Below are 25,755 nucleotides of genomic sequence, written 5' to 3' on the forward strand. Positions count from 1 at the left end.
GCCTTTTTTGCAACCATTATCGCCAACAGAGCAAAAAAATAAACCTGCCCTTAAGCAGGTTCATAATAAGGATAGACCGGTTCATGGGACCGTTCATGAATGACGGCCGTATCGGCAAACAAATCGTGCACCCCTTGTTTTTTCGGCGTAAATGCAACGACAATATAGATGACCGCAATCTTGACACAAACATAACGGACGATCCATTCCCGGAATAAAACGGTGCTCCATTTCAGCGGCCCGGGATGGTTCAGCGGTACAACCCTGAGGCCAAACACCATTTTCCCAAGCGTCTGGCCGAAAAACTTCGTCATTAGAACGAAATAACCGTAAAATACAAGGGCTGATGCGATCGTAATCGGCGAGTAAATTTTTTCGTCTGTAAGGGACAGTCCGGAAAGCCGGAAAATGGGATGGATGACCAGCCATTTCACACTTTGGACAACAAGCAGGTCAAGCAAATAAGCCCAAAACCGTATCCAGAACCCGGCATAACGGGCTCCTGATAAACTCCCGGATATTTGTTCCGGCGCTTTTGTCAATGTTTCAGGAATATGGTTTTCGTTTGAATTCATGATGCTCCCCCCTATTCAGCCCCGGAATACAGGTACATCGGGCGTGGTGCGTTCGATTGCGTCAACAAATGCGCAAGCCCTGTCATTTCTGCTTCTTTGCCGAGCATTTTTTGCGCTGAAGCAGAAAACAGCGAATCGAGCCCGCCGCTTGTTTCATATTCCACAACCTGCGCTTTTCCGAGATGAAGATCTTTTTTCATCGCTGCAATGGTGTCGTCTAGGTAACCGTATTTGTCAATCAAATGCAAATCGAGCGCCTGCCTGCCGTCGTATACACGCCCGTCCGCAATTTTGCGTACCTGTTCTTTCGGGATGTGGCGCCCTTCGGAGATGACTTTGACAAAACCGTTGTACGAATTGTTGACCATTTTCTGCAGCATTTCTTTTTCGCTCTTCGTCATGTCCCGGTAAGGGCTCATAATGTCTTTATACTCCCCGCTTTTGATAACCGGAAAATCAATGCCGTATTTTTTGGCAAGCTTCCCGTAGTTCACGCTTTCCATGATGACCCCGAGCGACCCGGTCAAGGTTTCCGGGCTTGCGAATATTTTATTGGCCGGCGTTGAAATATAATAAGCGCCGGATGCGCAAGTCGGCCCCATGGACACGTAAATCTTCTTCTTCGTATCTTTTTTAATTTCCATCAGGCGGTGATGGATTTCTGCCGACTCGGCCACCCCGCCACCCGGCGAATTAATATGTAAAATGATCCCTTTTACATCGCTGTCTTTTTTCGCCTGATCCAGTTCTTTCAAAAAACTTTGGTGGTTATATTCACCGGTGTCAAGCAGTGATGGTGTCGTGCCGGTATCCTGAATTGTCCCGTTCACATTCAGCACGACGATTTTCTTTGACTCATTCCCATCCTGCAATACATTTTCGGAAACATCCCCTTCCCCAGCTTCCACGGTCTCTTTAAAGATTTTGGAAAAGTTGGTTGATGCCGCCATGCTCGCCAAGTTCACAATAATGGAAACGACGAACAGCCCGCCTGCCAAAGCAAGCGCTCCCCATCTTTTTTTGTTCATGCCAACATTTCATCCTTCCACTTTTTTGGTTTTTCTTTTATTCTACTTGAAGATCCGGGACATTAAAACAAAAAGCCGGGCATTTTTTGAAAAAAAATGCCCGGCTTTTCGTTTCTTATCTATTCCATTCCTGCTGCCTGAGCTCGACACGGCGAATTTTGCCGGAGGCCGTTTTTGGCAATTCCTTGATAAATTCAATTGCACGCGGATATTTGTACGGCGCGGTCAGTTGTTTGACGTGGTTTTGCAGTTCTTTTACAAGACCCGGCACATTCTCGCTGATGCCGTCTTTTAAAACGACAAAAGCTTTCACAATGCTGCCGCGGATTTCGTGCGGGCTTGCAACAACGGCACATTCTTTCACATACGGATGCTTGACAAGGGCATCTTCGACTTCAAACGGTCCGATCGTATAGCCGGAAGAAATAATGATATCATCCCGCCTGCCTTCAAACCAGAAATAACCGTCCTCGTCTTTTCTTGCCCTGTCCCCTGTAATGAAGTAATCGCCGCGGTACTGCTTGGCCGTGCGCTCTGGCTCTTTATAATAGCCTTTAAAAAGCGCAGGCGTGTCTCTATGGACGGCAATATCGCCGGTTTCACCCGGTTTGCACGGCTTCCCGTCATCATTTACGATTTCGACTTCATTCCCGGGAAACGGTTTGCCCATTGAACCCGGGCGCAACGGCGTATCAAGGGAATAACCGACGAGCAGCGTGCTTTCCGTCTGGCCGTAACCGTCGCGGATCGTGATGCCGAAATGGTTTTGGAAAACATCGATGACTTCGCGGTTCAGCGGTTCTCCGGCTGAGACCGCGCTCCTTAAGCTTTTCAGATGATACTGGGACAAATCATCGACTTTTGCCATTAAACGGTATTCAGTCGGTGTGCAGCAGAGCACATTGATTTCATATTCATCTAAAAGGGACAAATATTTTTCAGGGTCAAAACGGCCGTTGTAAACAAACCCGATTGCGCCTGAACCGAGAACGGAAAGGAACGGACTCCACACCCATTTTTGCCATCCCGGTGCGGCCGTCGCCCAAACACGGTCGCCTTCTTGAATGCCAAGCCAGTTCGGGGCAGCCGTGCGCAAATGGGCATATCCCCAGCTGTGCGTATGGATAACGCCTTTCGGATTGCCGGTTGTCCCGGAAGTATAGGACAAAATGGCGATATCATCTTTTGACGTTTTGAAGATTTCCAGTTCACAAGGGGCTGCTTTTTTCTTTTCATCCAGGAACGCCCATCCCGGTTCCGGTGCTCCAATTACGAATTTTTTCAAATTTTCAATGCCGCGGACATCTTTAAACTGTGCGGTGCATGAATAATGGGCGACAACGCCTTTTACATCCCCTGTTTCGATCCGGTAGTCGAGATCTTTTGTCCGCAGCATTTCCGAGGCCGGTAAAAGGACGATGCCGCATTTCATTGCAGCGAGATATACTTCGTATGCTTCTACAATACGCGGAACCATGACAAGTATGGTATCTCCCTTTTTCAGCCCGCTTTCCAAAAAGACATGGCCGGTCCGGTTTGCATTTTCAATTAATTCTTTATATGTGACTTCTCTGTGCATGCCTTCTTTGTCTTCCCAAATCAGCGCAACTTTGTGCGGGTCCCGGGCATATTTCTCAATTTCTTCGGCTATATTGTATGTTTGTGGCGCAATCAGGTCACTACGACGCAAGCGAATCGCCTCCAGAATTTTTTAGTACCTCATTATTATACCTGATATTAAAAAAATATGATACAAATTTACGCCAAAAACAAGTAGAAGCGGACCCGATTCAGGCCCGCTTCTCTATCCATTCTTCATTCAGTTATCGGGAAGTACCGCCTAATTGTTGTTCAGCCATCGAAACAAGGCGTTTCGTGATTTCGCCGCCGACAGACCCGTTTGCGCGGGAAGTCGTATCAGCACCAAGGTTTACGCCAAATTCCTGAGCGATTTCGTATTTCATTTGGTCCAGTGCTTGTTCAGCACCGCTTACAAGCAATTGGTTGCTGTTGTTGCTTTGTGCCATGTGTCTCACCTCCTTGTGAGTATAGATTGCGCATAAACACATGGCATCATGTTGTAAGTTTATTGGCGGTGCTGCCAATTACTGGATTTTATAACAGCTCAGAAAAATCTTCTTCCTGCGCCGTTTCATTTGGTGTAATAAAGACGTCCTCCGTATTTTGCACCGCTTCTTCAATCAATGGTTCCAGGTCGAGGCGGCTTTCGTAAAGACGCGCAAGCTCGAGTTTCGGCCGTGTTTTCGGCGAAGGCGGCGTGAAAATCGTGCAGCAGTCTTCATACGGAAGGCTTGAGATGTCGTATGTGCCGATTTTTTGGGCAATATCAATAATGTCCAGCTTATCCATCGAAACAAGCGGCCGCAACACTGGTGTCGTTGTGACATCATTGATTGCAACCATGCTGTCGAGCGTCTGGCTGGCAACCTGGCCGAGGCTTTCGCCGGTTACAATCGCAAGCCCGTTATGAATTTTACGGAGCCGGTCGGTAATCTCAAGCATCACCCTTCTCTGCACGGTCATCGAATAGCCTTCCGGAACCCCTTTATGGATCGTTTCCTGGATTTTTGTAAAGGGGACAATATGCACTTTCATGGAGCCGCTGTAGGCGGAAATTTTTTGCGCAAGGTCAAGCGCTTTTTGCTTTGCACGCGGGCTTGTAAACGGCGGGCTGTGGAAATGGACCGCTTCCACTTTCACGCCGCGTTTCATCGCGAGGTATCCTGCAACCGGGCTGTCAATACCGCCCGAAAGCATGAGCATCGCTTTTCCGGACGCACCGACAGGAAGCCCGCCGGATCCTTTTATCACTTCAGTGGACAAATAGACGCCGTTTTTCCGGACATCCACAAGCAGCTCGATATCCGGCTGTTTTACATTGACTTGAATGCCGTCCAGCTGCTTTAAAATATAGCCGCCGACGAGATGGTTCAAATCATTCGAATCGTATTCAAATGTTTTATCGCCGCGGCGGGCTGACACTTTGAAGGTTTTGCCTTTCGCAAAGTTTTGCCGGACGAGTTCGAGCCCCGCCTGCTCGATGTCTTCGAGCTGTTTCCGGGTGCGGACGGCCGGGCTGAATGACTGGATCCCGAAGATTGATTTTAAAATATCGATGACTTGCCCGCCGTCTGCGCCATGCAAGAGCACGTACATGCGGTCGTACAGCGCCTGGACTTCAATGCCGCCAAAAGGCCTGAGCGCTTTTTTGACATTGTCTTTTAAATGCCGGATAAAAAACTGGCGGTTATGCCCTTTTGTCGAAAGTTCCCCATAACGGATTAAAATGCGGTCATAGTTCATTGATTTCTCCCCAACACTTGTTGTAAATTTGTGATTGTTTGCCTTAATATGCGGATAAAACGTTCCGCTTCCTCCATTGTATTTTCATAAGAAAGGCTCACGCGCACCGCCCATTCGGCTTCGTCTTCGGAAACCCCCATGGCAAGAAGCGTGCGGCTCAGTTCCCGCGTTTTTGAAGAGCAGGCGCTTGTTGTGGAAATATAAGTGCCTTCCTCTTCAAGCGCATGCACGAGCACTTCGCCGCGGATGCCGCGGACGGAAAAATTCAGGATGTGCGGCGCTGAAACAGCCGGATTGGTATGGACTGTCACAGCAGGCATCTCCTGAAGTTTTTCGATCAGGGCATCCCGGATACGGGCCGTTCTTTCTGCCGCCCCGGCTTCAAATTTTTCATGGACCAGGCGGAGCGCTTTTCCGGCTGCAACGATTCCGCCTGTATTTTCGGTGCCGCTGCGCAAGCCCCTCTCCTGGTGCCCGCCGGTTAAAAGCGGTGACAGGCGGAGATTTGCCCGTTTATATAATATCCCGGTTCCCTTTAAGCCATGGCATTTATGCGCGGAAACCGTACAAAGATCGATGCCGGCATCATGCAGGGAAAGCGGAACTTTTCCGCAACCCTGGACATCGTCTGTATGAAACAGGATTTTCGGGTAAGTTTTGAGAAGCTGCCCGATTTCTTCCACCGGCTGCACTGTTCCTACTTCGTTATTCACATGCATCACGGAAACAAGAATCGTTTCATCCGTGATGGCCTGTTTTAAATCGTCCAGTTTGATTCTTCCGCTCCTGTCAACCGGCAAATACGTGACGCGAAAGCCCCATTCTTCCAGCTGCCGGCATGTTTCAAAAACAGATGCATGTTCAACAGCCGTCGTAATGATATGGCGCCCCCTTGAACGGTACTCGAGGGCTGTCCCTTTAATCGCCAGATTATTGCCTTCCGTGCCGCCGGATGTGAAAAAAATTTCGTTCTCGTCTGCGCCGAGAAGGCTCGCAATTTGCCGTCTTGCCTGCGTGAGAAGTTTCTCTGTACGCGCGCCGAGGCTGTGCAGGGAAGAGGGATTTGCAAAATAGTTTTCCGATGTTTTCACAAAAGCATCCAGCACTTCCGGATAAGGCCTCGTTGTGGCACTGTTGTCAAAGTAAATCATTTGAACACCCTCTGTTGGCATAAAATTGGATCCAGACCTGCATCATTGCCTAATATACCATGCCGGATAACGAGCTTACAACCGATATACTCCCGTTATGCGCCGCCCATCCCGGTCTCCGCGCCGCTTCTTTCGCGGCACTGGTCTTTCATCTCCAGGATGGGGCGGCAATGGCCCTGCACGTTCGCCCATGCGCGTTAACTTGTTCGGTCGAGGAGATCCTGCCCGAATTGTCGAAAGGATGCACGTTCGCCCATGTGCGTTAACTTGTTCAGACAGAAAATAAGTTGCTTAAGGCTCAGAGGTCTTCACCCGTGCCTGTTTACCAGGTTAAAGAACCAGGCGCCAAAAAACGAGTGCGTCTGTTTGGCATCAGCCGCATGAAAGGCCTGCCTGCCGGCTGAAAGGCGCAGAAAAAAGCAAACGAAAAAAACGGGGAGTGCTCCGTATTTTTTCCGTTTGCTTCAAAGTAATTCTTCAGTTTCCAGCATTTTTTCAATTTTTTTCAATGCGCCGGGCTCCACCGCTTCCACTGTCGTTGCGGCTTCTTCAAGCGCCTTCTCATAATCGTAGCGCCGGAAAGCCGCTTCTGCGCGTTCTAGCCCGTCCGCCACTTTCTTATATTTAGCGCGGTAACGGTTGCCGTATTGAATCACTTTTTCAGCAAGCTGCACATTTTCCATTAAAGCTTTCGTGCTTTTTTCAAAGTTTCCGACTGCCTGTTCCGCCTCCAGCAGATGGCGGTTGACCTTCTCCATGTTTAGCGGCGTGGCATGGAGGCTTTCGGCAGTGTCACGAATCGCGTTCCAGGCCGCTTCGTACAGGGTACGGTACGAGTCCGGCAGCCCAGGAATATTGCTTCTTTCGACAAGGCGGCGCATATCCTGGATTGTCCGCTTCAATTCCGCGATCTTCGCGCGTGCTTCCATTTCTTCTTTCCGCAGGTTCTGCAAAAATTCGTTAAACGTCTTCTGGTCATCCCGCAGTTTTTCAATCTGCCCTTCCATTTCTTTGAGCTGTTCGCTTAACACGGAATAAATCGTTTCGTTTTCGGGAATTTTTACTTCAAGGACCGCCAAACGCGCGGCCAGTTTCTCCAATTGTTTCTCGAGTTCAGCAGGAACAGCCATGTTTTCCTCATGCAGCTGGTATGTCTTTTGCACGGATTCTGTTTCTGTTTTGAGGCGCTTGTTTTCTTCCCGTACTTCATCCAGGATATCCTTCACTTCGCGGAAATGCTTGAGCACATAGTTTTTCGCGTACGCTTCTTTTTCTAAAATATCGTAAATCGTTTCTATTCTTTCCTTGATTTCCCGGATGCCTTCCTCGACATCCGCTGTGTCAGCCTGTTCAAGTTGTTTTCGGTAAGCCGAAAGCTTCTCTGTAAGTTCCTTCATTTCTTCATCAAATTGCAGGTGATCGAGCGCAAAGCCTTGTGCAGCCATTTCTTTGTAGCCCTCTTTTAATTCTGCAAACTGCATCGGCAAAAGCGATTCCGTTTCCGCCAGCAAATCCGGAATTTTCCCGGCATCCTCCTGCAACATTTCTGTTTCTGCTTTCAGTTCATCGGCTAATTTCTTTGCCTCCAAATAGTTCCCGGCTTCCGTCAGTTCATGGTAACGGACAAATTTCTCCGCCAGGCTGTCCACTCTCAAATCGAGGCTTTTAATGGCTTTTCCGTATGTATGGCGCCGTGTCAGGAGCTGTTTCTTCAAGTCTTTGAAGATTTTCCCGAGTTCTTCCACTTCTTTCCGGGATTCTTTCTCGGCATCCATCAGTTCATTGACGCCGTCCAGTATATCTTTTATTTTTTGTTCCGCATTTTGAAGAATCGCCTCTGCTCCCGCCTGTACTTCTTTCGCCTTTTTGAAACGGTATTTGTCGGTGTGCTCCTCGATTTCAAAGAGCTTATCTTCCACTGCCGGCAGTTCCTCGTTTAAAAGGTCCTCCCAGTCTTTGCGCCAGCCTTCAAATAAACTTTCCGCCTCCCCGCCCATATTGAGCCGTTTGACTTTTCCTAGCTCTTCAGTGACAGGCCGGTTCATGATTTCAATTTTCCATGCTTCAAGCTTGTCAATCTCTTTATAAAATTGCCTCCTGATAAAAAAACCGCAAGTCAATAAAACGAGCAACAAAAGAATAGCGCCAATGATGCCATACATCATAAACTTGAAAGCCTCCCGTTCGTCCACAAATCAAACCTTAATATCCGCTCATTATGTATGTATGAATACCGGAGCAATCCTTCCCGATATCCATAGGCATGTATGTTTATTTTTATTCTATGATACCATGTAATGACAATATTTGACTATGAAATTCGAGATTTTTCGATTCATTTTGGGGAAGGTTTTTTCCGCACCCAAAATAAAAAAAGCCGGCGCTTATTTTTTGCACGGCGGCGGGCTTTTTCGGAAAGCTGCCGGCATTTAAAAACAGCCGGCCCGGGCCGGCACATTAAAAAGCGGTTTCAAGCAGCAGCGGTTCCGGCTGCGCCCCCGCGTTTTGCCGGATGCTGTCCAGCCATTCGGCAACCGATTTGCCGTATTTTTCGGCAAAATACGGTTCTTCCGGCTGCATGCCCCATACTTCCCGAATGTACTGGCTGTTTAAATACGGCATCGACAGCATGCTTTTCAGCTGAATCATGAGAAAGTTCAGTTTGCCCGCCTGGATTCCGGGCCCGCACCAAGCCTTGGCAAGTTTTTTCAATAAATAACGCTCTTTCATGAAATAAGTGGACAAAATTTCGCGGACAATTTGCGAATCAACGGTGACTTCCCGCCATACAAATCTGGACAGCAGGTGGTTTTCGCTTTGAAAGTGCAGGATGCGGAAGGCCGCCCGTTTTAATCCTTCTTCCGAAAGATTTTGCACTTCTTCTTCAAGGCAGGCAATATACGGTTCAAAAAAGCGGATAAAGCACGCCTCCAGCAACCCCTGCTTGCCGTTAAAGTAATAGGAAATATTGGCCGAATTGACTTTTGCGGAAGCCGCAATCGCCCTGATCGTCGTTCCTTTATAGCCCTTCGTATGAAATAAAGCAATCGCCGTATTGAATATTTTTTCTTTTGTTTCGCTGCTGTTTCCGTCCATTTGTTCCACCCTTTCCTCTTTTTTGCTTGCCGGGCTTCCCCTTTTGTGTTAAAAATATTCTATTCCGTACTATTCCATATGCCGGGTCGGGGTTCCTTTAAAAACTTTCCGACAAAATCCCGCCCCGTTTTTAAAAAATTTGCTGATGTAAGGATGATGGCAATGTTTCATGCAGAAAATGCCCAGGGTACGAAGAAAGAAAAGTATGATCTTGTCGTAAAACAGCTGATCGCGCTCACAGAAGGCGAACCGGACAAAATTGCCAATTTAAGCAATGCTACAGCGCTGTTAAACCAGTTTCTTGACCGGGTGAACTGGGTTGGGTTTTATTTCGCATCCAGGGATGAACTCGTCCTCGGGCCGTTCCAGGGTTTGCCGGCCTGTGTGCGGCTTCCGTATGGGAAAGGGGTGTGCGGGACAGCCTGGAAAGAAAAACGGGTGCTCCGGGTCGCCGATGTCCAGCAGTTTTCAGGCCATATTGCCTGTGACGCCGCTTCCCAGTCTGAAATTGTCGTACCGCTTATGAAAAACGGGGAAGTGGTCGGCGTTTTGGATATCGACAGCCCGGAAAAAAATCGTTTTGATGCAGAAGATGAGGCAGGGCTGGCAGCTTTTGCCGCTGCGCTGGAAAAAGTGCTGTAAGGCCGGTTTCGCAGGCTGAAAAATCAGGGCGGCAAAAGATACTGGCTGGCAAAGCCCCATGCCCAAACCCAAAATCCGCAGGCCGGACGAACTTGGCACAGGCAGCCGGGGTTTGTGGCCTGAAGCAGATATTACAACAGTAACGAAATGCATAAAAAATGCCCCCCTTGCCGGATCCGGCAAGGGGGGTTTTAAAGGCGGCTGACAAAAGAAATCAGCTGCAGTGCGCCCTAATTGGATTTCATTTCCATATCGCTGATGACAACCTGGTTTTTCCCGAGGCTTTTCGCATGGTACAATCCGGCGTCCGCCCTGTTAAAGAGGGACTCCGCCGTTTCATTCATCTCTTTATTCCAGTACGACACCCCGCAGGAAATGGTAACCGGAGGATTTGTATTTTTCCGAACAGCCGCAAGCACCCTTTTGGCGACCTGCACCCCTGTTTGAAGCGGCACGCCGGGAAGATAAATCGCCATTTCCTCTCCGCCCCATCTTGCTCCGATATCGGTTGAACGAATGTTTTCTTTGATCAGCTTTGCAACCTGGATCAAAATTTCATCCCCGGTTTGATGGCCGTATGTATCATTGACTTTTTTAAAGTCATCAATATCGAGCAAAATCAGCGTGCCCTGCTCATCTTCACCAATAGAAGTTTCCATCCGGCTGTTCAAGTAATTTTTGGCAAACAGCTGGGTGAGATGATCGGTAATCACCATTTTTTCAAGCCGCTCGCGAAGCATGGAGTTGGTTAAGGCCATGCCCGACTGATAAATAAGCGACTGAAAAAGTTTGAACCTGTCGAAAGAAAAATGGTAAGGCGCTTCATGAAGAACAAGGCAAAACCCCTTTAAATCATCTTCCTGGATAATCGGGACAGCCATCAGCGAAGAAAAACGATAGTTCCTGCCGGGAAAGCGCCGGTTTAAATTGCTGATAAACAGGGATTCTTTCTTTTCGGCAAACGAACGGTTTGCAAATTCAAGATAACGGGCGCCTTCCTTTTCTTCAAAAATGGGGCTGCTACCTTCAAGTAGGTCCATTTTCCCATTCTCCATCATCACGAACCCGATTGCCTGGGTATCAAATGAACTGGAGATCTGTTTCATTAAAAAATCGACGGTTTCTTTTAAATTCGCGCTTTTATTTAACTGGCGGGAAACCGAATTGATCAGGCGGAGTTCTTCAATGGACTGCATCGACTGCTGGTACAGCTTGGCATTTTCAAGCGCACTTCCCGCCGTATTGGCCAGCAGGCTGATAAATTCCAAATCGCTGCGATTAAATTCATAGTTGGTAAAAGTGATGACCTGCAGCACGCCATACACGCCCTGCTTTCCCCTTAGCGGCGCATAAAGCATCGTTTCGTTTGTCCGCCATACCGTGGCAAGGTGGACCTGGCCGTTTACATATGATTCGAGCGCCATTTCGTCGACCGCATCATATTGCAGCGATTTGATCGGCAAATCAAGATTGTGGTGATAATCGTCCGACAGCATTAAGGTGTATTCAAAAACCGGATACAGCCTTTTCAGCGTGTAAATGATTTCTGCAAGGATCGTATCCGTATCCATGGAAGAATGGAATTTTCCGGTCACTTGGAATAATTCGATGTAACGCTTTCTGTCGGCTTCGACAACAGACAACTCATACTTCAGCTGCAGGAAGTTCCGGCTTTCCCTGACAAACGCCTGCAAATCCGCGTCAGACAGCTCCCCGAACATCCTGTTTGGAATGGAAAGAAGCAGGCAGCCATCCTCCATGTTTTTTTCCGGAATAAAAAAAGCAATGTTAAACTGTTTTAAATAAGGATCCTTTTTCAGTTTCCCATTTGTGACAACCTGGGAGGCTGTTTTTAAAGCTTTAATTTTTCCGGATGGCACGACAAGTTCGACGTCATGCCGGAAAGGATTGTAAAAGCCGCATATTTTGTAAAACTTTGTGTTCTCGCTGTCCGGCTTATAATACACGATATGATCAGCGCTGAGCACTTCTGCCACGACCGCCACCCAGTCATCCAGGCTACTTGCTGCCTCAAGATTCATTAAATCCAGTAAACGGGACTTATAATATAGGATTAAATGATTTTCTTTCTTTTCCATTTCCTAATCACCCTGACCCTGTTTCCGTATAAAAGCGAAAAACGCATAAAAAGCGCGAGCCTTAAAAATGAAGAATATTAAAACAAAAAACTGCACGGGAGACGTAAAAATGTTAAAAACCGGTCAAATTAATACCATTATAATGCAAAAGAACTATAAATGTACAGTCTGCCTAACCGATATACTGTATATATTGTGTCTTAAGTCCTGTTATGAAGCCGCGCGAACGGAATGTGAAAATTTTTTGTCGCAACACAGCCCAATTTGCGTTTGTTGTTGACTTTTTATCTTTAAAAACATATAATCAACGTTGTGTAAAATAATGCAGCCTTATTGGACGGCTTTGTGTTTGTATTTTGTTCCTTGCCTGAATGCAAGGTGTATCGTGTAACCCTCTGCTGCTGGGGCGATGGTACATGAAAACAAAATACGCATGAAGAAGTGTCCATGATATCTGTTTTTATTTTACAACAAAATAAAAACAAAGGAGGAGTCTTTCATGGCTCGTTATACAGGTCCAAGCTGGAAATTGTCCCGCCGTCTCGGGATTTCTTTAAGCGGTACCGGAAAAGAATTGGAGAAGCGCCCTTATGCACCCGGGCAGCACGGCCCGAATCAGCGCAGAAAATTGTCTGAATACGGCTTGCAATTGCAGGAAAAACAAAAGCTTCGCCATATGTACGGCTTAAATGAACGCCAATTCCATAACACTTTCTTGAAAGCCGGCAAAATGCAAGGGAAACATGGTGAAAACTTCATGGTGCTTTTGGAATCACGCCTTGACAACCTTGTTTACCGTCTGGGTTTGGCCCGCACACGCCGCCAGGCACGCCAGCTCGTAAACCATGGGCATATTCTCGTTGACGGCAAACGCGTCGATATCCCGTCTTACCGTGTAGAACCGGGGCAAACGATCGGCGTGCGCGAAAAATCCCGCAACTTGGATGTCATCAAAGAAGCGATCGAAACGACAACTTTTGTGCCGGATTACCTTTCTTTTGATGCAGACAAGCTTGAAGGGACTTACAGCCGCCTCCCTGAACGCTCGGAACTGCCGGCTGAAATTAACGAATCGTTAATCGTCGAGTTCTACTCAAGGTAATGTGTAAAACCCCGAAACCGCTCTGGTTCCGGGGTTTTTTTATATTCTGAGACACAAATTTATAAACAGGTGAAAAATTAGCCAACAGAAAGATATGGCCCTCAGACTTCCAAGCCCTCCCCTCTTAATCGAGGATCATAAAAAACCACTGCATCACATTTTCTCAGATGGCATTCCCGGTTTGGGTCTATGATGATGCTTCGGGAAAACTGGGAGATCCAGCACTTGGCAGTGAATTAGCCAATTTTATGATTTCGCTTTCAGACAAATCACCATAGATCCAAATCAGTTTTTCCTGGTCAAAATAATAAAACAAGGATTGCGTTTTCGATCGAGTATTTACAAAAGCCTCATCGCCCTTAAACGGAATGGTTTTCGTTCCTTCAGGCATGGAAAAGGAAAATTGGGGATACAGTGCAATCATGACTGTTCTTTTCCCGTCTGTGATGTTCCATATCGATTTTCCATCAAAATCTGAGGTGATTACAGCATATTTTTGCATAGGAAGCGTTAAACCTTTAACATGATCTTCCAAACGATCAATAGGGGCATCTGTCACGTTTTTTATTCCCCACTTACCGTCATGAAAGGACAGGGCAAACAGATTCAATCTTGAATCTTTAAGTTTTGGTACTTTGGTTGCTACGACCGCTTCGCTTCCCAAATGGGTTTCCCATAATATATTCTTCTTAGAAGGAACAACATCTTTTTCATCTGAAAACTTCCATTTAACCACATGGGTAACGGTATCGAGCGGTGTTTGCTGTTCGTCTTTTGATGCCTCAGTCATCATCATTTGGTCAAGACTAAGGGACGCCGCTTGGCTATTCTCCTTGGCCTTGGTGTGGTTTGGCTGTATTTCATGCTTCACCTGGTTACCGGAATGACTTGCTGAACAACCGTTTAATAGAATGGGAAGCATCACAAAAATTGTACAAGCGTGTCTAAAAATCGGCCGTGTCATGGTCGTTGCCCCTCATCTATAAATGTTTTGTGTGTGCAACGACTGCTTTCACTTTCGGAATATACACGGTGAGCTGAACGTTTTTTGATTGCACACAACTATTGCTTAGATAGTAATACGTGCCATACCATTTATCACGTTTTGTTCCATAATCATTCCATCCTTCATATTTAGGACGGACAGTTATTTTCACTGAATCAGATTTAGACCATGATACTGTCCGGTCGGCATTATATCCCACTTCAGCACTTACAGGTTTCCAACCACCACCTAATTTTCCACTTGCTGTTGAGCTTTTGGAATGTGTACCAGTAAATGTTGATGTTATAGTCACATTGTCTTTTGTTCTATTAAGGTAATGAGTTCCCTCCACTATCTTATAAAATGCATATCCTTGTTTTGTTGCGGAATAAGCCCAGCCACCCATACATGCACGTCTTTCGGAAATGTCAACAGCTTTTTTTAAATAGGTTGATGGAACATCGGGTTCATCCTCCCAATCCTGCACCTCTTGATATTCATCCCATTGGTTTTTTGAAACCGCTATGGGATCGCCATTTTTAATATCATAAACTGCTGAAACTTCTGATTCAGAGTCATCTGCCAATGCTTTAGACGTACCTCCATAACCAACTATTGTCATTACAAATGCAATGAATGAAAAAATACAGATTTTAATTTTTCTATTCATTAGCTTATTCCCCCTTTTTTGTTTTAATATTTTAAATAAATTATATAGATAAAGTTCGCCAAAAATCCACTAAATTCATTCGACAAATTCCGATACGGTCAAACTATTGAAAAATAATCTTCGGACTGGGAGTGGCCCCGTCTCAAGTATCAAGGGATGAAAGAAATGAATACTATGGCGCTACGATTGAACGTATACGTGATGTAATGGAAGCAATGAACATGTTTTCGATTACAAAAATTGAACCGAAAGAAGTCCAATATGCATAATTGGGTTGGTCCAAACTGGAAAGTCCTTAACCGTGCGGGAAAATAAAAAAAGAGGAGTCCGTGCCATTGGTTTTCACCGTTGTGGCACAATTTACTGATAGCTTGCCCATGCCGGGTTAGGCACGGCGCGGCCGGGATAGAAATACAAATCAACAAAATGAAATAGAAAAGGCCGCCCGGGGCACGGTTGCTTTGCGGAGCGGCCTTTTTCTTATTTCTTCCTTTTGCGTCGCCACAGCATGAAAAGCGAAGCGGTCAGGGCAGCGGTGAGAAGCGGTTCTTTTTTCAATTTATTATCTTTTGTATACAGTGCATCCTTTACAATAAGGTTCACATTTTGCGGGCGTTCGGCAAGGCGCCGCATATAATAGCCGAACCAGTCATTTCCGAACGGCATGTACGTCGTGAAATGGTATTTTTTCGCCAGTTCATACTGCATCTCCTGGCGAAATCCGTACAGCATCTGAAACTCAAACCGGCTGTGTGGGATTTGGTTTTCTTCAATAAATGCTTCCAGTTCGCGAATGATGTGGTGGTCATGGGTGGCAATGGACGTATATGCCTCGCCGAGCAGCCGTTTTTTTACAAGCTTTACATAGTTCCGGTCAATTTCCGCTTTTGACTGAAAAGCGGTTGTCTCGCTTTCTTTGTAAGCGCCCTTTACAATCCTGAGCCGGACATCCTTCAGTTCATCCATAACCGCTTCGGCGTTGCGCAAATACGCCTGGATGACTGTTCCGACATTTTGGTACGTTTCAAGCAGGGTTTTCAACACCTCTATTGTAGCATGAAAATGGGTATAATCTTCCATGTCAATATTGATGAAAATCCCGTATTCCGCTGCACGCGCCAAAATGTCTTCCATATTTTGCAGGCAAAACGTGCGGTCAATATCCAGCCCGAGCTGGGTCAGTTTCACCGAGATATGGCAGTCCATGTTCTCCTCATGGATCCTGTCCAGCATTTGCAGGATGCGCTGTTTCGCCGATGCCGCTTCCGATTTTTCCGATACGAATTCGCCCAGATTGTCAACGGTGCAGCTGATTCCGCGGGCATTCATTTCCCGGATAGTCCGGGTGACGGAATCAATATCCGTCCCCGCAACAAATTTTTCAGCACCGAACCGAAAACCCCATTTTTGCGCACTTTTATTTAAAAACCTGCTGTTTGAAAGGCCGATGAAAAAATCCCTCGTCAAATTTGCCATATCGCCTTCCCTCCCGTTAAAACATTTCCGATACAGACTTTGCTTCCATAAACAGCTTCAAATAATCCGGGCCGCCCGCTTTCGAATCGGTACCGGACATTTTAAAACCGCCGAACGGCTGGTAACCGACAACGGCCGCCGTGCATCCCCGGTTAAAATACAGGTTGCCGACATGGAATTCGTACCGGGCGCGTTCCAAATGCTCCCTGTTTTTCGAAATGACGGCGCCTGTCAGACCGTATTCCGTATTATTGGCAATTTCAAGCAGTTCGTCAAAATCTTTTCCTTTCGCAAAAGCGACAACCGGCCCGAAAATTTCTTCCTGCATGATCCGTGCCTTTGGATTTACATCTTTAAAAATCGCCGGGTAAACGAAAAATCCTTTTTCGCCATCCGTTTCCCCGCCAAAGACGAGTTTGCCCTCTTCTTTGCCGATTTCTATATAACTTTTAATCTTGTTAAACTGCTTTTCGTTAATGACAGCACCCATGTACACATTTTCTTCGGACGGGTCGCCGACGGTTACGTTTTTCGCAAGGGCGATCGCCTTTTCGAGCACTTCTTCATATACGTCTTCATGCACGACTGCCCGCGAGCAGGCTGAACATTTCTGGCCGGAAAAACCGAATGCCGACTGGACAATCGCATCTGCGGCGAGATCGAGATCCGCTTCTTTATCGACAATAATCGTATCTTTGCCGCCCATTTCAGCAACGACCCGTTTTAAAAAGTGCTGGTCCTTCTGCACTTTCGCAGCCCGTTCATAAATGCGCAGGCCCGTTGCTTTGGAACCCGTAAAGTTAATCCAATGGGCAGACGGATGATCCACCAGGTAATCGCCGATTTCTGCCGGATCGCCCGGCACAAACTGGAGCACGCCTTTCGGAACCCCCGCTTCTTCCAAAATTTCAACGAGTTTGTATGCAATAACAGGCGTGCTTTCCGAAGGCTTCAGCAGAACCGGGTTCCCGGCAACAAGCGGGGCAACCGTCGTGCCGCAAACAATGGCGAAAGCAAAATTCCACGGCGGAATGGTCACCCCCGGCCCCATCGGCTGATAAAAATAAGTGTTGTGCTCATTTTCACGCTGTTCCATTTCCTGCCCCTTTGCAAGCTCAAGCATCTGGCGGCCGTAGTATTCCAAAAAGTCGATTCCTTCCGCCGTATCCCCATCCGCCTGGCTCCACGGCTTGCCGGCATCAAACACAAGCCACGCCGACAGCTCATGTTTGCGGCGGCGCGCAATCGCAGCGGCTTTGAACAGCACATTCGCCCGCGCTTCGGGTGCCATTTTCCGCCAGCTGCGAAATGCTTCATTGGCGCCTTCGAAAGCTTTGTCAACCAGTTCTTTCGATGCTTTCGAAACTTTCCCGACAACCTGTTCTTTATTCGCAGGATTGACGGATACGAGCTTATCCTCTGTAAAAATCCGTTCTCCGTTTATTACAAGCGGGTACTCCTTCCCGAGTTCCGCACGCACTTTTTCAAGTGCCGCTTGAAACGCCTGTACGTTTTCAGGCTGGTTAAAATCCGTTAATGGTTCATGTTTAAAAGGCAAGACCAATGAAAAAACCTCCTTCATCCTCGTTCTGGCTTAATACCATGCAAGAATCATGCCAACTTCCGGAACATCCCTGTTTCCCTATATCCGCAAAAAAATAAACCGTTTTCTATGTACAATATATTTACACAATTGTAAATCGAATGTACAATACCTTTACACGACAAAGGGGAGGAAGACGGAAATGGCAAATGAACTGTCTTATTTGCAGGCGGTATTATCGGCGGAAAATGATGCGATTACGATCGTAAACGAAAAAAAGGAAGTCATTTATTGGAATGATGCCGCCGTCCGGACCTACAATATTCCAAAAGAAATGATCTTAACCAAAAAAATTACCGATTTTTTTCGCGATGATGATTTAATGGTGCTCAAAGTGCTGCGGACAAAAGCCCGTATCACCGACCAATATCATCGGCCCCGCCCCGACAAGCATGTCGTCGTCAATGCGCGGCCCATTTTTGACAACCGCGGCAGGCTGATCGGCGCGGTATCCGTGGAACGCGATATCACCCAGATTGTTAGGCTGAACGACAATCTCGTCTCCACTTCCATAGAACTGAATGAACTGCGCCAAAAAATGTACACAAGCTATGAAGAAACGCCTTTTTCCAAATTAAAGGGGAAAAGCCGCGCGCTCCGGGATACGATCCAAATTGCGGCGAAAGCGGCGAAAACGGATGCCGTCACGCTTATTCTCGGCGAGTCCGGCACCGGGAAAGAAATATGTGCGCGCGCTATCCATGAAGCAAGCGCGCGGAAAAACGGCCCTTTTATTCCGGTGAACTGCGGCTCGATCCCTTCCGCCCTGTTTGAAAGCGAATTATTCGGCTATGAACCTGGCACGTTTACGGGTGCGGAGAAAAAAGGAAAAGCGGGAAAAATTGAAGAAGCGGACGGGGGTACGCTGTTTTTGGACGAAATCGGCGAACTGCCGCTAGATATGCAGGTGAAGCTGCTGCGCGTGCTGCAGGAAAAAGTGATTTACCGCATTGGCGACGCTTCGGGCAGGAAAATCAATGTCCGTTTTATTGCCGCCACCAACCAAGACATTGAAAAAATGATGAAAGAAAAGACATTCAGGTCGGACCTTTATTACCGGTTAAATGTTATTCAAATTACGATGCCGCCATTAAGGGTGCGCACAGACGATATTCCTGTCCTCGCCCGCTACTTTCTGAAACAATTTGCCGTCCAGTACAAGATGCCTGAACCGGAACTCGCCCCTGATGCCCTTTCTTTCCTGCAAGCGTATCATTGGCCAGGGAATGTCCGGGAGCTCCGGAATTTAATGGAACGGATGGTGATCCTATCAGAAAAGCCGTTTATTGACCGCGCCTCCCTTCTCCGCTTTTTCCAGGGAAATGAAACCCAACCGTCCGGAAGTGCCATCCCGGAAAGCGGCACTTTGCCTGTGGAAAAAGAAAATATGGAAAAACAGCTCATTGAAAAAGCATTGCGCAAAGCAGGCGGGAACAAATCCGCCGCAGCAAAAGAACTTGGCATTTCAAGGGTCACCCTGTATCAGAAGCTGAAAAAATTTGGAATTGGGAGCTGACTTCCCCCGCCGGGAAAAACGAAGAAGGGCAAGCCGCGATCGGAGCAATAAAAAAGGGATGCACATTTCAGGCATCTTCATTGTGCATCCCTTAATATCCTCAATGTTTAATTAAAAAGTATTTTTTCTTCCCTCTTCTAATAACGGTAAATTCGCCGCCGATTTTGTCCTTTTCCTGCAACACAAACCCGAGATCCGTTACGCGGTCACCGTTTACGTAAATGGCGCCGTTTTGGATATCTTCGCGTGCCTGGCGTTTTGACGGGGAGATTTTGGCGGCAACGAGCAACTCCACAAGCTGCTTTTGTTCTTCGCTTTCAAGCTGGAATGACGGAACATCTTTAAATCCCTGCTTCATTTCTTCAGCCGACAGTTTCTTCACATTGCCGCTGAACAATGCTTCTGTAATATTCAAAGCCTGCTGCAATGCTTCCTCCCCATGGATCAGTTTTGTCATTTCCGCGGCCAGCGCTTTTTGGGCTTTGCGGAGATGCGGTTCGGTTTCAACCGATTTTTCCAGCTCTTCGATTTCTTCTTTTGGCAAGAAGGTGAAGTACTTCAAGTATTTTACGACATCGAGGTCAGCCGTGTTGACCCAGAACTGGTAAAACTCATATGGCGATGTTTTCTCGGCATCGAGCCAGACTGCGCCGCTTTCTGTTTTCCCGAATTTTGTGCCGTCCGCTTTTGTGACAAGCGGAATGGTAAGCCCGAAAGCTTTTTCTCCTTCCGGTTCGAGCTTGCGGATCAGCTCAAGGCCGCTTGTAATATTGCCCCACTGGTCGCTTCCGCCGATTTGCAGGCGGCAGTTGTATTGTTTATACAAGTTAAAGTAATCGACGGCCTGGAGGATTGTATATGTAAATTCCGTAAACGAAATACCGGTTTCAAGCCGTGATGCGATCGTGTCTTTTGCAAGCATGTAGTTGATGCCGATATGCTTTCCGTAATCACGCAGGAAAGTAACGAGATCCATCGAGCCGTGCCAGTCATAGTTATTGACCATGATGGCGCCTGACTCGCCGTCAAAATCAAAAAAGCGTTCCAGCTGTTTTTTCAATGCTTCGCCGTTTTGCTTGACCTTTTCAACTGTTAACAGCTTTCTTTCTTCCTTCTTGCCGCTCGGGTCGCCGATCATGCCGGTTGCCCCGCCGAGCACGACAATCGGCCGGTGTCCCGCTTGCTGGAAACGGCGCAGCGTCAGGTACGGGAGCAGATGCCCGATATGCATGCTGTCGCCTGTCGGGTCAATCCCGCAATACAGGGTCACTTTCCGGTTTTGAAGCAACTCCGCGAGCCCTTCTTCGTCTGTCTGCTGGTAAACAATTCCCCGCCATTTTAAATCTTCGAGTAAATCCATTTCAAACCACTCCTTTTGTGCCATTTCAAATGCCGGCAGCATTCAGGTTCCAGCGCCCGGCTTATATCCGGCGATAATGGGCAGGAACCTGTTGCTGCCTTCTTTTTCCTGTAAAACAGAAAAACGCCCCTCCGCCAAAACGAAGGGACGATTGTATCGCGTTACCACCCAACTTGAGAATTGCTTCTCCACTCATTTGGATAACGGCTGGGGGCCGTCTGCCGTATCCGGCAAAAGCTCCGGGGTGTAATTCGCCGCCTGCCTGTACCGGTTCGCACCAACCACCGGCTCTCTTGTATGCAGCAACAGGAAGCTACTTGATCCTTTCGACGCTTCATTCATCAAATTGTAAGTTATTTTTACCATATACATTTTGAAATGTCAACCTTGCCAAGCAGGCTGCACCAGCGCTTTCTTCAAATCCGGTAATGCCCATTTTAACCTTTCCTCATCCGGCAAAGGCCCTGTTCCGTCCCGAAGCACGCCTTCCAGCGTGTCTTCCCGTTTTCTTCCAACCCAAACCGTGCCTTTCCGATCGTATACACCCGGCAATCACCGGGCATGGGCGGCAACACCGGCAATCCGTTCCGGGCAGGTGTAAATATTCATCGACCCACCGCGGATAAAGCCGATCGTGGTAATGCCGAGTTCTTCAGCGGATTCCAGGGCGAGTGTGGTGGGTGCCGATTTCGATAAAATCACCTCGCAGCCGATTTTGGCTGTCTTCAATAAAATTTCCGAGGAAATGCGCCCGCTGAATGCAAGGATTTTCCCTTTTGTGGAAACCTGATTTTTCAAACAATATCCGTAAATTTTATCAAGCGCGTTATGGCGGCCGATATCCATCCGGCTGACAAGGATCCCGCCGGCATCGCACAGCGCAGCATTATGGACGCCCCCTGTTTTTTTAAACACTTCGGCATTCTCCTGCAATGCTTCCATCAGCCGGAAACAATCATCAACTGTAATCCGGACGTGCACACCGTCCATTTTTTTCGCCGCCAGAGCATCATTGACAAAAACAAACGCCTGCCTGCTCATTCCACAGCAGGAGGTGATATAACGTTTATTTTGCAGCTGTTCGTAATAAGGATTAAGATGATCGGTCCGGACATGGACGAATCCTCCTTTTTCATCCGTCCAGATGTCGCGGATATCTTCATAGCGCCGGACAACCCTTTCCGACACAAGATAACCGACCGCCATGTCCTCGATATATTCAGGTGTGCACACCATCGTCACCCATTCCTGCCCATTCACTTTTAATGTCACCGGGAATTCCGTTGCGACTGTATCCAGCGCCCGTTCGAGCCGCCCGTTCTTGAAACGGAGAATTTCCCTCTGCGTGTCCACATTTTTCATGGGTTCAACAGCCCCCTGTCTATAATGTTTTATTTTAAAGGAATCAGATTAAAAACAAAAGCCGCCCGCTCAAATAGGCAAAACACTCTGATGGTTTGTTCATTTTTGCATCAGATGCTAGAATAAAAAAAGAGAATAGTAGTTTTATTTTTGCAAAGGTTTGGTATAAGTAACAGAGTTGCCGGTTTTTTGTATTCTTTTCTGAAGGCCTGCCTTCACTGTTTGCAAAAGGAGGAAAAAAATGGAAACCAAATCGATTCACATCACGATTGATGGCCGGGATTATGAAGCCCGCCCCGGCGAGAAAATCATCGATGTGATCAACCGGAATGATATTTTTCATCCACAAATTTGCTATTACCCGGAAGTAGATCCGATCCAAACTTGCGACACGTGTATTGCGGAAGTGAACGGGGAACTGATGCGCACCTGTTCGACGGCGGCGGAGGACGGCATGGTGGTCCACCTCAGCGATGACCGGTCGGAAGCGGCCCGGCATGAAGCGATGGACAGGATTCTCGCCAACCACCTTTTATACTGTACGGTGTGCGACAATAACAACGGCAACTGCATCGTCCACAATACAACGGAAAAAATGGGCATCGAACACCAGAAATATCCGTTTACGCCAAAAACGGACGCAAGCGGGGTCGACTATTCGCACCCGTTTTACCGGTACGACCCGAACCAGTGCATCGCATGCGGGAGATGCGTGGAAGCCTGCCAAAATCTGCAGGTGAACGAAACGCTTTCCATTGACTGGGAAGCAGAACGCCCGCGCGTCATTTGGGATAACGGCGTTCCGATCAACGAATCGTCATGCGTTTCCTGCGGGCATTGCGTCACCGTCTGCCCTTGCAATGCATTGATGGAAAAATCAATGCTCGGCGAGGCAGGCTATTTAACCGGGCTTGAAGAAGACCTGCTTGACCCGATGATTGATCTTGTGAAAAAAGTCGAACCGGGTTACGGCAGCATTTTTGCCATATCCGAAATCGAAGCTTCGATGCGCGAACAGCGCACGAAAAAAACGAAAACCGTTTGCACCTTCTGCGGTGTCGGCTGCACATTTGAAGTATGGACAAAGGGCCGGAAAATTTTAAAAATCGAACCGAAGCATGAAGGACCGGTAAACGCCATCTCCACTTGCATCAAAGGCAAATTCGGCTGGGATTTTGTGAATTCCGATAAGCGGCTGACAAAACCGCTTGTCCGTAAAGACGGAAAATTTGTAGAAACGTCATGGGATGAAGCGCTCAGCGTGGTGGCAAGCCGGCTGAAAGAAATCCATTCCCAATACGGAAAAGATTCCGTCGGTTTTATTTCTTCTTCAAAAGTTACCAATGAAGAAAACTATTTGATGCAAAAGCTGGCGCGCCAGGTGTTTGAAACTAACAATGTCGACAACTGTTCGCGCTATTGCCAGTCGCCGGCAACGGACGGCCTGCTCAGAACCGTCGGCATGGGCGGCGACAGCGGCACGATTAAAGATATTGCGTCAGCCGGCCTTGTCATGATTGTCGGCGCGAACCCGGCGGAAGCCCACCCGGTCCTTGCGACCCGCATCAAACGGGCCCATAAACTGCACGGCCAGAAACTGATTGTTGCCGATATGCGCAAAAACGAAATGGCAGAGCGCGCCGATCTTTTTATCCATCCGAACCAGGGCACAGACCAGGTATGGCTGATGGCGGTGACAAAATATATCATCGACCAGGGCTGGCATGACCAAAAATTCATCGAGGAAAAAGTGAACTTTTTCGATGAATTTAAAGAAACGCTTGAAAAATACACGCTCGACTACGCTGAAAAGATTACCGGCATCCCGAAGGAAACGCTGGTCCAAATCGCCGAAATGATCCATCAGGCAGACGGGACATGTATCCTCTGGGGCATGGGCGTCACGCAAAATACAGGCGGTTCCGATACGTCCGCCGCTATTTCCAATCTGCTCCTTGCCACCGGAAACTACGCGCGCCCGGGTACAGGCGCTTATCCGTTGCGCGGGCATAACAATGTGCAAGGCGCATGCGATATGGGCACGCTGCCGGGATGGCTGCCGGGCTACCAGCATGTGGAGGATGATGCGGCACGCGAAAAATTTGAAAAAGCGTACGACGTCAAAATCAGCAACAAACCGGGGCTGAACAATATTGAAATGCTGCATGCGATTGCAGCCGGGCAGTTAAAAGCCATGTATATCATCGGCGAAGACATGGCGCTTGTCGACTCCGACGCCAACCATGTTAGCGAGGAACTTTCCAATCTTGACTTTCTTGTCGTCCAGGATGTCTTTTTCTCAAGGACGGCCCAATATGCGGATGTTGTTTTGCCTGCAGCCCCGTCGCTTGAAAAAGAAGGCACCTTTACAAACACGGAACGCCGTGTGCAACGGATGTACCAGGCACTCCCGGCTTTGGGCGAATCCAAACCGGACTGGTGGATTATCCAGGAAGTGGCAAAACGGCTCGGCGCAGACTGGCATTACAGCCACCCGGGCGAAATATTTGCCGAAATGGCCAGCCTGGCTCCGCTGTTTGCACAGGCGGACTACGACAAATTGGAAGGCTGGAACAGTTTCCTTTGGGGAAGCCTTGATGGCGCCAATACCCCGCTTCTTTACAAGGACGGCTTCCCGTTCCCGGACGGCAAAGCGCGGTTTGCCCTGACAGACTGGGTAAAACCGGCTGAATTTCCGGAACAATACGATTTGCATATTAATAACGGCCGGATGCTGGAACAGTTCCACGAAGGCAACCTGACCAATAAATCGGAAGGCATCGAATCAAAAGTTCCAGGCGTATTTGTTGAAGTGTCACCGGAGCTTGCAAAAGAACGCAATCTCGACACCGGAGACCTTGTCCGCGTCACTTCCCCGTTCGGATCGCTGAAACTGCATGTGCTGGTTACAGACCGCGTGCAGGGCAATGAGCTGTACTTGCCGATGCACTCGACAGAAAAGGAATCGGCGATCAACTTCTTAACCGGGCCGATTTACGATAAGCGGCAAAGCACACCGGCGTTTAAACAAACGAAAGTGAAGATGGAACTGATCCAAAAAGGTGGGAAGCCGCCGCTGCCAAAAACAAACCACCGCGATAAGAAACGCAATCCTACACGCGGCGTGGAAGTCGAACGGAAATGGCAGCGCGAAGGCTATCAACCATTAACAGACGTACGCTAAGGGAGGGAAAAAAGCATGGCCGCTCCGATCACAGAGATTGTAAAACAGCAGCCGGCGGAAGAAGAAATCACCCGGCAAAAGCTCGAGGAATTGGAAAAACTGGTTGCCGATCATAAAGATGCGTTTGAAAATTTGATCCGCCTGATCGATGATTTCAATGATACCGGTGCACTGGAAGCCGCAAATGCAATGATTCTCGCAAAAAACGATATTTTAAAAATCGTCCTCGAGCAATTGTCCCGGGAACAGGTCGTCAACTTGATCAACATGCTGCTCGGCACGGCCGGCGTCTTTATGAAAGCCGACCACGACCTTATTATCCACTTGATGAACGGTGTATCATCAGGCTTTGATGAAGGCAAGCAATTCATTGGCTCGGAGGAAAAAGTGACATTGTTCGGGCTGCTGAAATCGTTGAGCGACCCGGACGTCAACCGGGCAGTCGGTTTCGCCATTTCCTTTTTGAAAGGCATGGGAAAAGCGCTCCAGGAACCGGTGCCGAAAAAAGAAGACGTGGATCATGAAACATTGGCAAATATTTAACGCCATTCAAAAAGGAAGCACGGAAATGCGTGCTTCCTT

General features: G+C 47.8%; 20 protein-coding genes and 1 other annotated feature. Of the genes, 5 read left to right on the plus strand and 15 right to left on the minus strand.

The annotated features are described in order from the left end of the window. Nucleotides 1-50: 50 nt before the first annotated feature. The 8 genes from NSU00_RS10370 to refZ all read right to left on the minus strand — a co-directional run bounded on the left by NSU00_RS10370 (nt 51) and on the right by refZ (nt 9,174). A complete protein-coding gene (locus tag NSU00_RS10370) occupies nt 51-575 on the minus strand; it encodes an RDD family protein (protein ID WP_019720717.1) in 525 nt (174 codons plus the stop codon). Between the two features lie 11 nt (nt 576-586). Further along, on the minus strand, nt 587-1,603 hold the full coding sequence (gene sppA / locus NSU00_RS10375; protein WP_340703649.1) for a signal peptide peptidase SppA: 1,017 nt from the start codon (nt 1,601-1,603) through the stop codon (nt 587-589). A gap of 115 nt (nt 1,604-1,718) precedes the next feature. After that, nucleotides 1,719-3,293 carry an acyl-CoA synthetase MbcS gene (mbcS, locus tag NSU00_RS10380; RefSeq protein WP_340702787.1) on the minus strand — a complete coding sequence of 525 codons (1,575 nt, stop codon included), beginning with the start codon at nt 3,291-3,293 and terminating at the stop codon, nt 1,719-1,721. A gap of 133 nt (nt 3,294-3,426) precedes the next feature. Then, nucleotides 3,427-3,630 carry an alpha/beta-type small acid-soluble spore protein gene (locus NSU00_RS10385; RefSeq protein WP_013859944.1) on the minus strand — a complete coding sequence of 68 codons (204 nt, stop codon included), beginning with the start codon at nt 3,628-3,630 and terminating at the stop codon, nt 3,427-3,429. An 88-nt stretch (nt 3,631-3,718) separates the two neighbouring features. Continuing rightward, nucleotides 3,719-4,927 (minus strand): tRNA uracil 4-sulfurtransferase ThiI, encoded by a 1,209-nt coding sequence (gene thiI / locus NSU00_RS10390; RefSeq protein WP_035188423.1) that lies wholly within the window; start codon nt 4,925-4,927, stop codon nt 3,719-3,721. Next, a complete protein-coding gene (locus NSU00_RS10395) occupies nt 4,924-6,078 on the minus strand; it encodes a cysteine desulfurase family protein (RefSeq protein WP_019720714.1) in 1,155 nt (384 codons plus the stop codon). The genes thiI and NSU00_RS10395 overlap by 4 nt, the downstream gene beginning before the upstream one ends. A 464-nt stretch (nt 6,079-6,542) precedes the next feature. Then, nucleotides 6,543-8,243, minus strand: a complete 1,701-nt coding sequence (gene ezrA / locus NSU00_RS10400) for a septation ring formation regulator EzrA (RefSeq protein ID WP_340702788.1) — start codon at nt 8,241-8,243, stop codon at nt 6,543-6,545. 292 nt (nt 8,244-8,535) lie between these two features. Then, nucleotides 8,536-9,174, minus strand: coding sequence for a forespore capture DNA-binding protein RefZ (refZ, locus tag NSU00_RS10405; protein ID WP_019720711.1), 639 nt, complete (start codon nt 9,172-9,174; stop codon nt 8,536-8,538). 162 nt (nt 9,175-9,336) lie between these two features. Between refZ and NSU00_RS10410 the strand changes: the two genes are divergently transcribed. Next, nucleotides 9,337-9,816 carry a GAF domain-containing protein gene (locus NSU00_RS10410; protein ID WP_340702789.1) on the plus strand — a complete coding sequence of 160 codons (480 nt, stop codon included), beginning with the start codon at nt 9,337-9,339 and terminating at the stop codon, nt 9,814-9,816. Between the two features lie 230 nt (nt 9,817-10,046). On the opposite strand, the gene NSU00_RS10415 is transcribed toward NSU00_RS10410, so the two are convergent. Further along, nucleotides 10,047-11,915 (minus strand): sensor domain-containing diguanylate cyclase, encoded by a 1,869-nt coding sequence (locus tag NSU00_RS10415; RefSeq protein ID WP_340702790.1) that lies wholly within the window; start codon nt 11,913-11,915, stop codon nt 10,047-10,049. 499 nt (nt 11,916-12,414) lie between these two features. On the opposite strand from NSU00_RS10415, the gene rpsD reads away from it, so the two are divergent. Next, on the plus strand, nt 12,415-13,017 hold the full coding sequence (gene rpsD, locus NSU00_RS10420) for a 30S ribosomal protein S4 (protein WP_013859951.1): 603 nt from the start codon (nt 12,415-12,417) through the stop codon (nt 13,015-13,017). 187 nt (nt 13,018-13,204) lie between these two features. Here rpsD and NSU00_RS10425 read toward each other — a convergent pair whose 3' ends face one another. The 4 genes from NSU00_RS10425 to pruA all read right to left on the minus strand — a co-directional run bounded on the left by NSU00_RS10425 (nt 13,205) and on the right by pruA (nt 17,712). After that, nucleotides 13,205-13,981, minus strand: a complete 777-nt coding sequence (locus NSU00_RS10425) for a hypothetical protein (RefSeq protein WP_013859952.1) — start codon at nt 13,979-13,981, stop codon at nt 13,205-13,207. A 16-nt stretch (nt 13,982-13,997) separates the two neighbouring features. Further along, nucleotides 13,998-14,672: a hypothetical protein gene (locus tag NSU00_RS10430; protein WP_013859953.1), complete on the minus strand. Its 675-nt coding sequence runs from the start codon at nt 14,670-14,672 to the stop codon at nt 13,998-14,000. A 480-nt stretch (nt 14,673-15,152) separates the two neighbouring features. Then, a complete protein-coding gene (locus NSU00_RS10435; RefSeq protein ID WP_340703650.1) occupies nt 15,153-16,148 on the minus strand; it encodes a proline dehydrogenase family protein in 996 nt (331 codons plus the stop codon). Between the two features lie 16 nt (nt 16,149-16,164). After that, on the minus strand, nt 16,165-17,712 hold the full coding sequence (pruA, locus tag NSU00_RS10440; protein WP_014097717.1) for an L-glutamate gamma-semialdehyde dehydrogenase: 1,548 nt from the start codon (nt 17,710-17,712) through the stop codon (nt 16,165-16,167). 181 nt (nt 17,713-17,893) lie between these two features. Here pruA and NSU00_RS10445 point away from each other — a divergent pair, with 181 nt between their 5' ends. After that, nucleotides 17,894-19,267 (plus strand): sigma-54 interaction domain-containing protein, encoded by a 1,374-nt coding sequence (locus NSU00_RS10445; protein WP_014097716.1) that lies wholly within the window; start codon nt 17,894-17,896, stop codon nt 19,265-19,267. Between the two features lie 100 nt (nt 19,268-19,367). On the opposite strand, the gene tyrS is transcribed toward NSU00_RS10445, so the two are convergent. Further along, nucleotides 19,368-20,627 carry a tyrosine--tRNA ligase gene (tyrS, locus tag NSU00_RS10450; RefSeq protein WP_013859957.1) on the minus strand — a complete coding sequence of 420 codons (1,260 nt, stop codon included), beginning with the start codon at nt 20,625-20,627 and terminating at the stop codon, nt 19,368-19,370. 140 nt (nt 20,628-20,767) lie between these two features. Next, nucleotides 20,768-20,966: a binding site (T-box leader), on the minus strand. A 213-nt stretch (nt 20,967-21,179) separates the two neighbouring features. After that, entirely contained in the window at nt 21,180-21,989 is an 810-nt protein-coding gene (gene fdhD, locus NSU00_RS10455; RefSeq protein ID WP_014097714.1) for a formate dehydrogenase accessory sulfurtransferase FdhD, read from the minus strand. A 241-nt stretch (nt 21,990-22,230) separates the two neighbouring features. Here fdhD and fdhF point away from each other — a divergent pair, with 241 nt between their 5' ends. Then, nucleotides 22,231-25,173, plus strand: coding sequence for a formate dehydrogenase subunit alpha (fdhF, locus tag NSU00_RS10460; protein WP_340703651.1), 2,943 nt, complete (start codon nt 22,231-22,233; stop codon nt 25,171-25,173). 15 nt (nt 25,174-25,188) lie between these two features. Further along, nucleotides 25,189-25,716: a DUF1641 domain-containing protein gene (locus NSU00_RS10465; protein WP_017554563.1), complete on the plus strand. Its 528-nt coding sequence runs from the start codon at nt 25,189-25,191 to the stop codon at nt 25,714-25,716. Nucleotides 25,717-25,755 lie beyond the last annotated feature (39 nt).

It is taken from the genome of Weizmannia sp. FSL W8-0401 (genome assembly GCF_038009125.1).
GTDB lineage: Bacteria > Bacillota > Bacilli > Bacillales > Bacillaceae_C > Weizmannia > Weizmannia coagulans.

Bases quoted from the DNA above. Each gene is read 5' to 3' on its own strand.
- ezrA (WP_340702788.1), bottom strand. From the start codon at position 8,243: ATGATGTATGGCATCATTGGCGCTATTCTTTTGTTGCTCGTTTTATTG.
- NSU00_RS10425 (WP_013859952.1), bottom strand. From the start codon at position 13,981: ATGACACGGCCGATTTTTAGACACGCTTGTACAATTTTTGTGATGCTT.
- NSU00_RS10430 (WP_013859953.1), bottom strand. From the start codon at position 14,672: ATGAATAGAAAAATTAAAATCTGTATTTTTTCATTCATTGCATTTGTA.
- NSU00_RS10435 (WP_340703650.1), bottom strand. From the start codon at position 16,148: ATGGCAAATTTGACGAGGGATTTTTTCATCGGCCTTTCAAACAGCAGG.
- NSU00_RS10385 (WP_013859944.1), bottom strand. From the start codon at position 3,630: ATGGCACAAAGCAACAACAGCAACCAATTGCTTGTAAGCGGTGCTGAA.
- NSU00_RS10395 (WP_019720714.1), bottom strand. From the start codon at position 6,078: ATGATTTACTTTGACAACAGTGCCACAACGAGGCCTTATCCGGAAGTG.
- NSU00_RS10415 (WP_340702790.1), bottom strand. From the start codon at position 11,915: ATGGAAAAGAAAGAAAATCATTTAATCCTATATTATAAGTCCCGTTTA.
- NSU00_RS10370 (WP_019720717.1), bottom strand. From the start codon at position 575: ATGAATTCAAACGAAAACCATATTCCTGAAACATTGACAAAAGCGCCG.
- thiI (WP_035188423.1), bottom strand. From the start codon at position 4,927: ATGAACTATGACCGCATTTTAATCCGTTATGGGGAACTTTCGACAAAA.
- NSU00_RS10465 (WP_017554563.1), top strand. From the start codon at position 25,189: ATGGCCGCTCCGATCACAGAGATTGTAAAACAGCAGCCGGCGGAAGAA.
- fdhD (WP_014097714.1), bottom strand. From the start codon at position 21,989: ATGAAAAATGTGGACACGCAGAGGGAAATTCTCCGTTTCAAGAACGGG.
- NSU00_RS10445 (WP_014097716.1), top strand. From the start codon at position 17,894: ATGGCAAATGAACTGTCTTATTTGCAGGCGGTATTATCGGCGGAAAAT.
- rpsD (WP_013859951.1), top strand. From the start codon at position 12,415: ATGGCTCGTTATACAGGTCCAAGCTGGAAATTGTCCCGCCGTCTCGGG.
- sppA (WP_340703649.1), bottom strand. From the start codon at position 1,603: ATGAACAAAAAAAGATGGGGAGCGCTTGCTTTGGCAGGCGGGCTGTTC.
- NSU00_RS10410 (WP_340702789.1), top strand. From the start codon at position 9,337: ATGTTTCATGCAGAAAATGCCCAGGGTACGAAGAAAGAAAAGTATGAT.
- tyrS (WP_013859957.1), bottom strand. From the start codon at position 20,627: ATGGATTTACTCGAAGATTTAAAATGGCGGGGAATTGTTTACCAGCAG.
- refZ (WP_019720711.1), bottom strand. From the start codon at position 9,174: ATGGACGGAAACAGCAGCGAAACAAAAGAAAAAATATTCAATACGGCG.
- fdhF (WP_340703651.1), top strand. From the start codon at position 22,231: ATGGAAACCAAATCGATTCACATCACGATTGATGGCCGGGATTATGAA.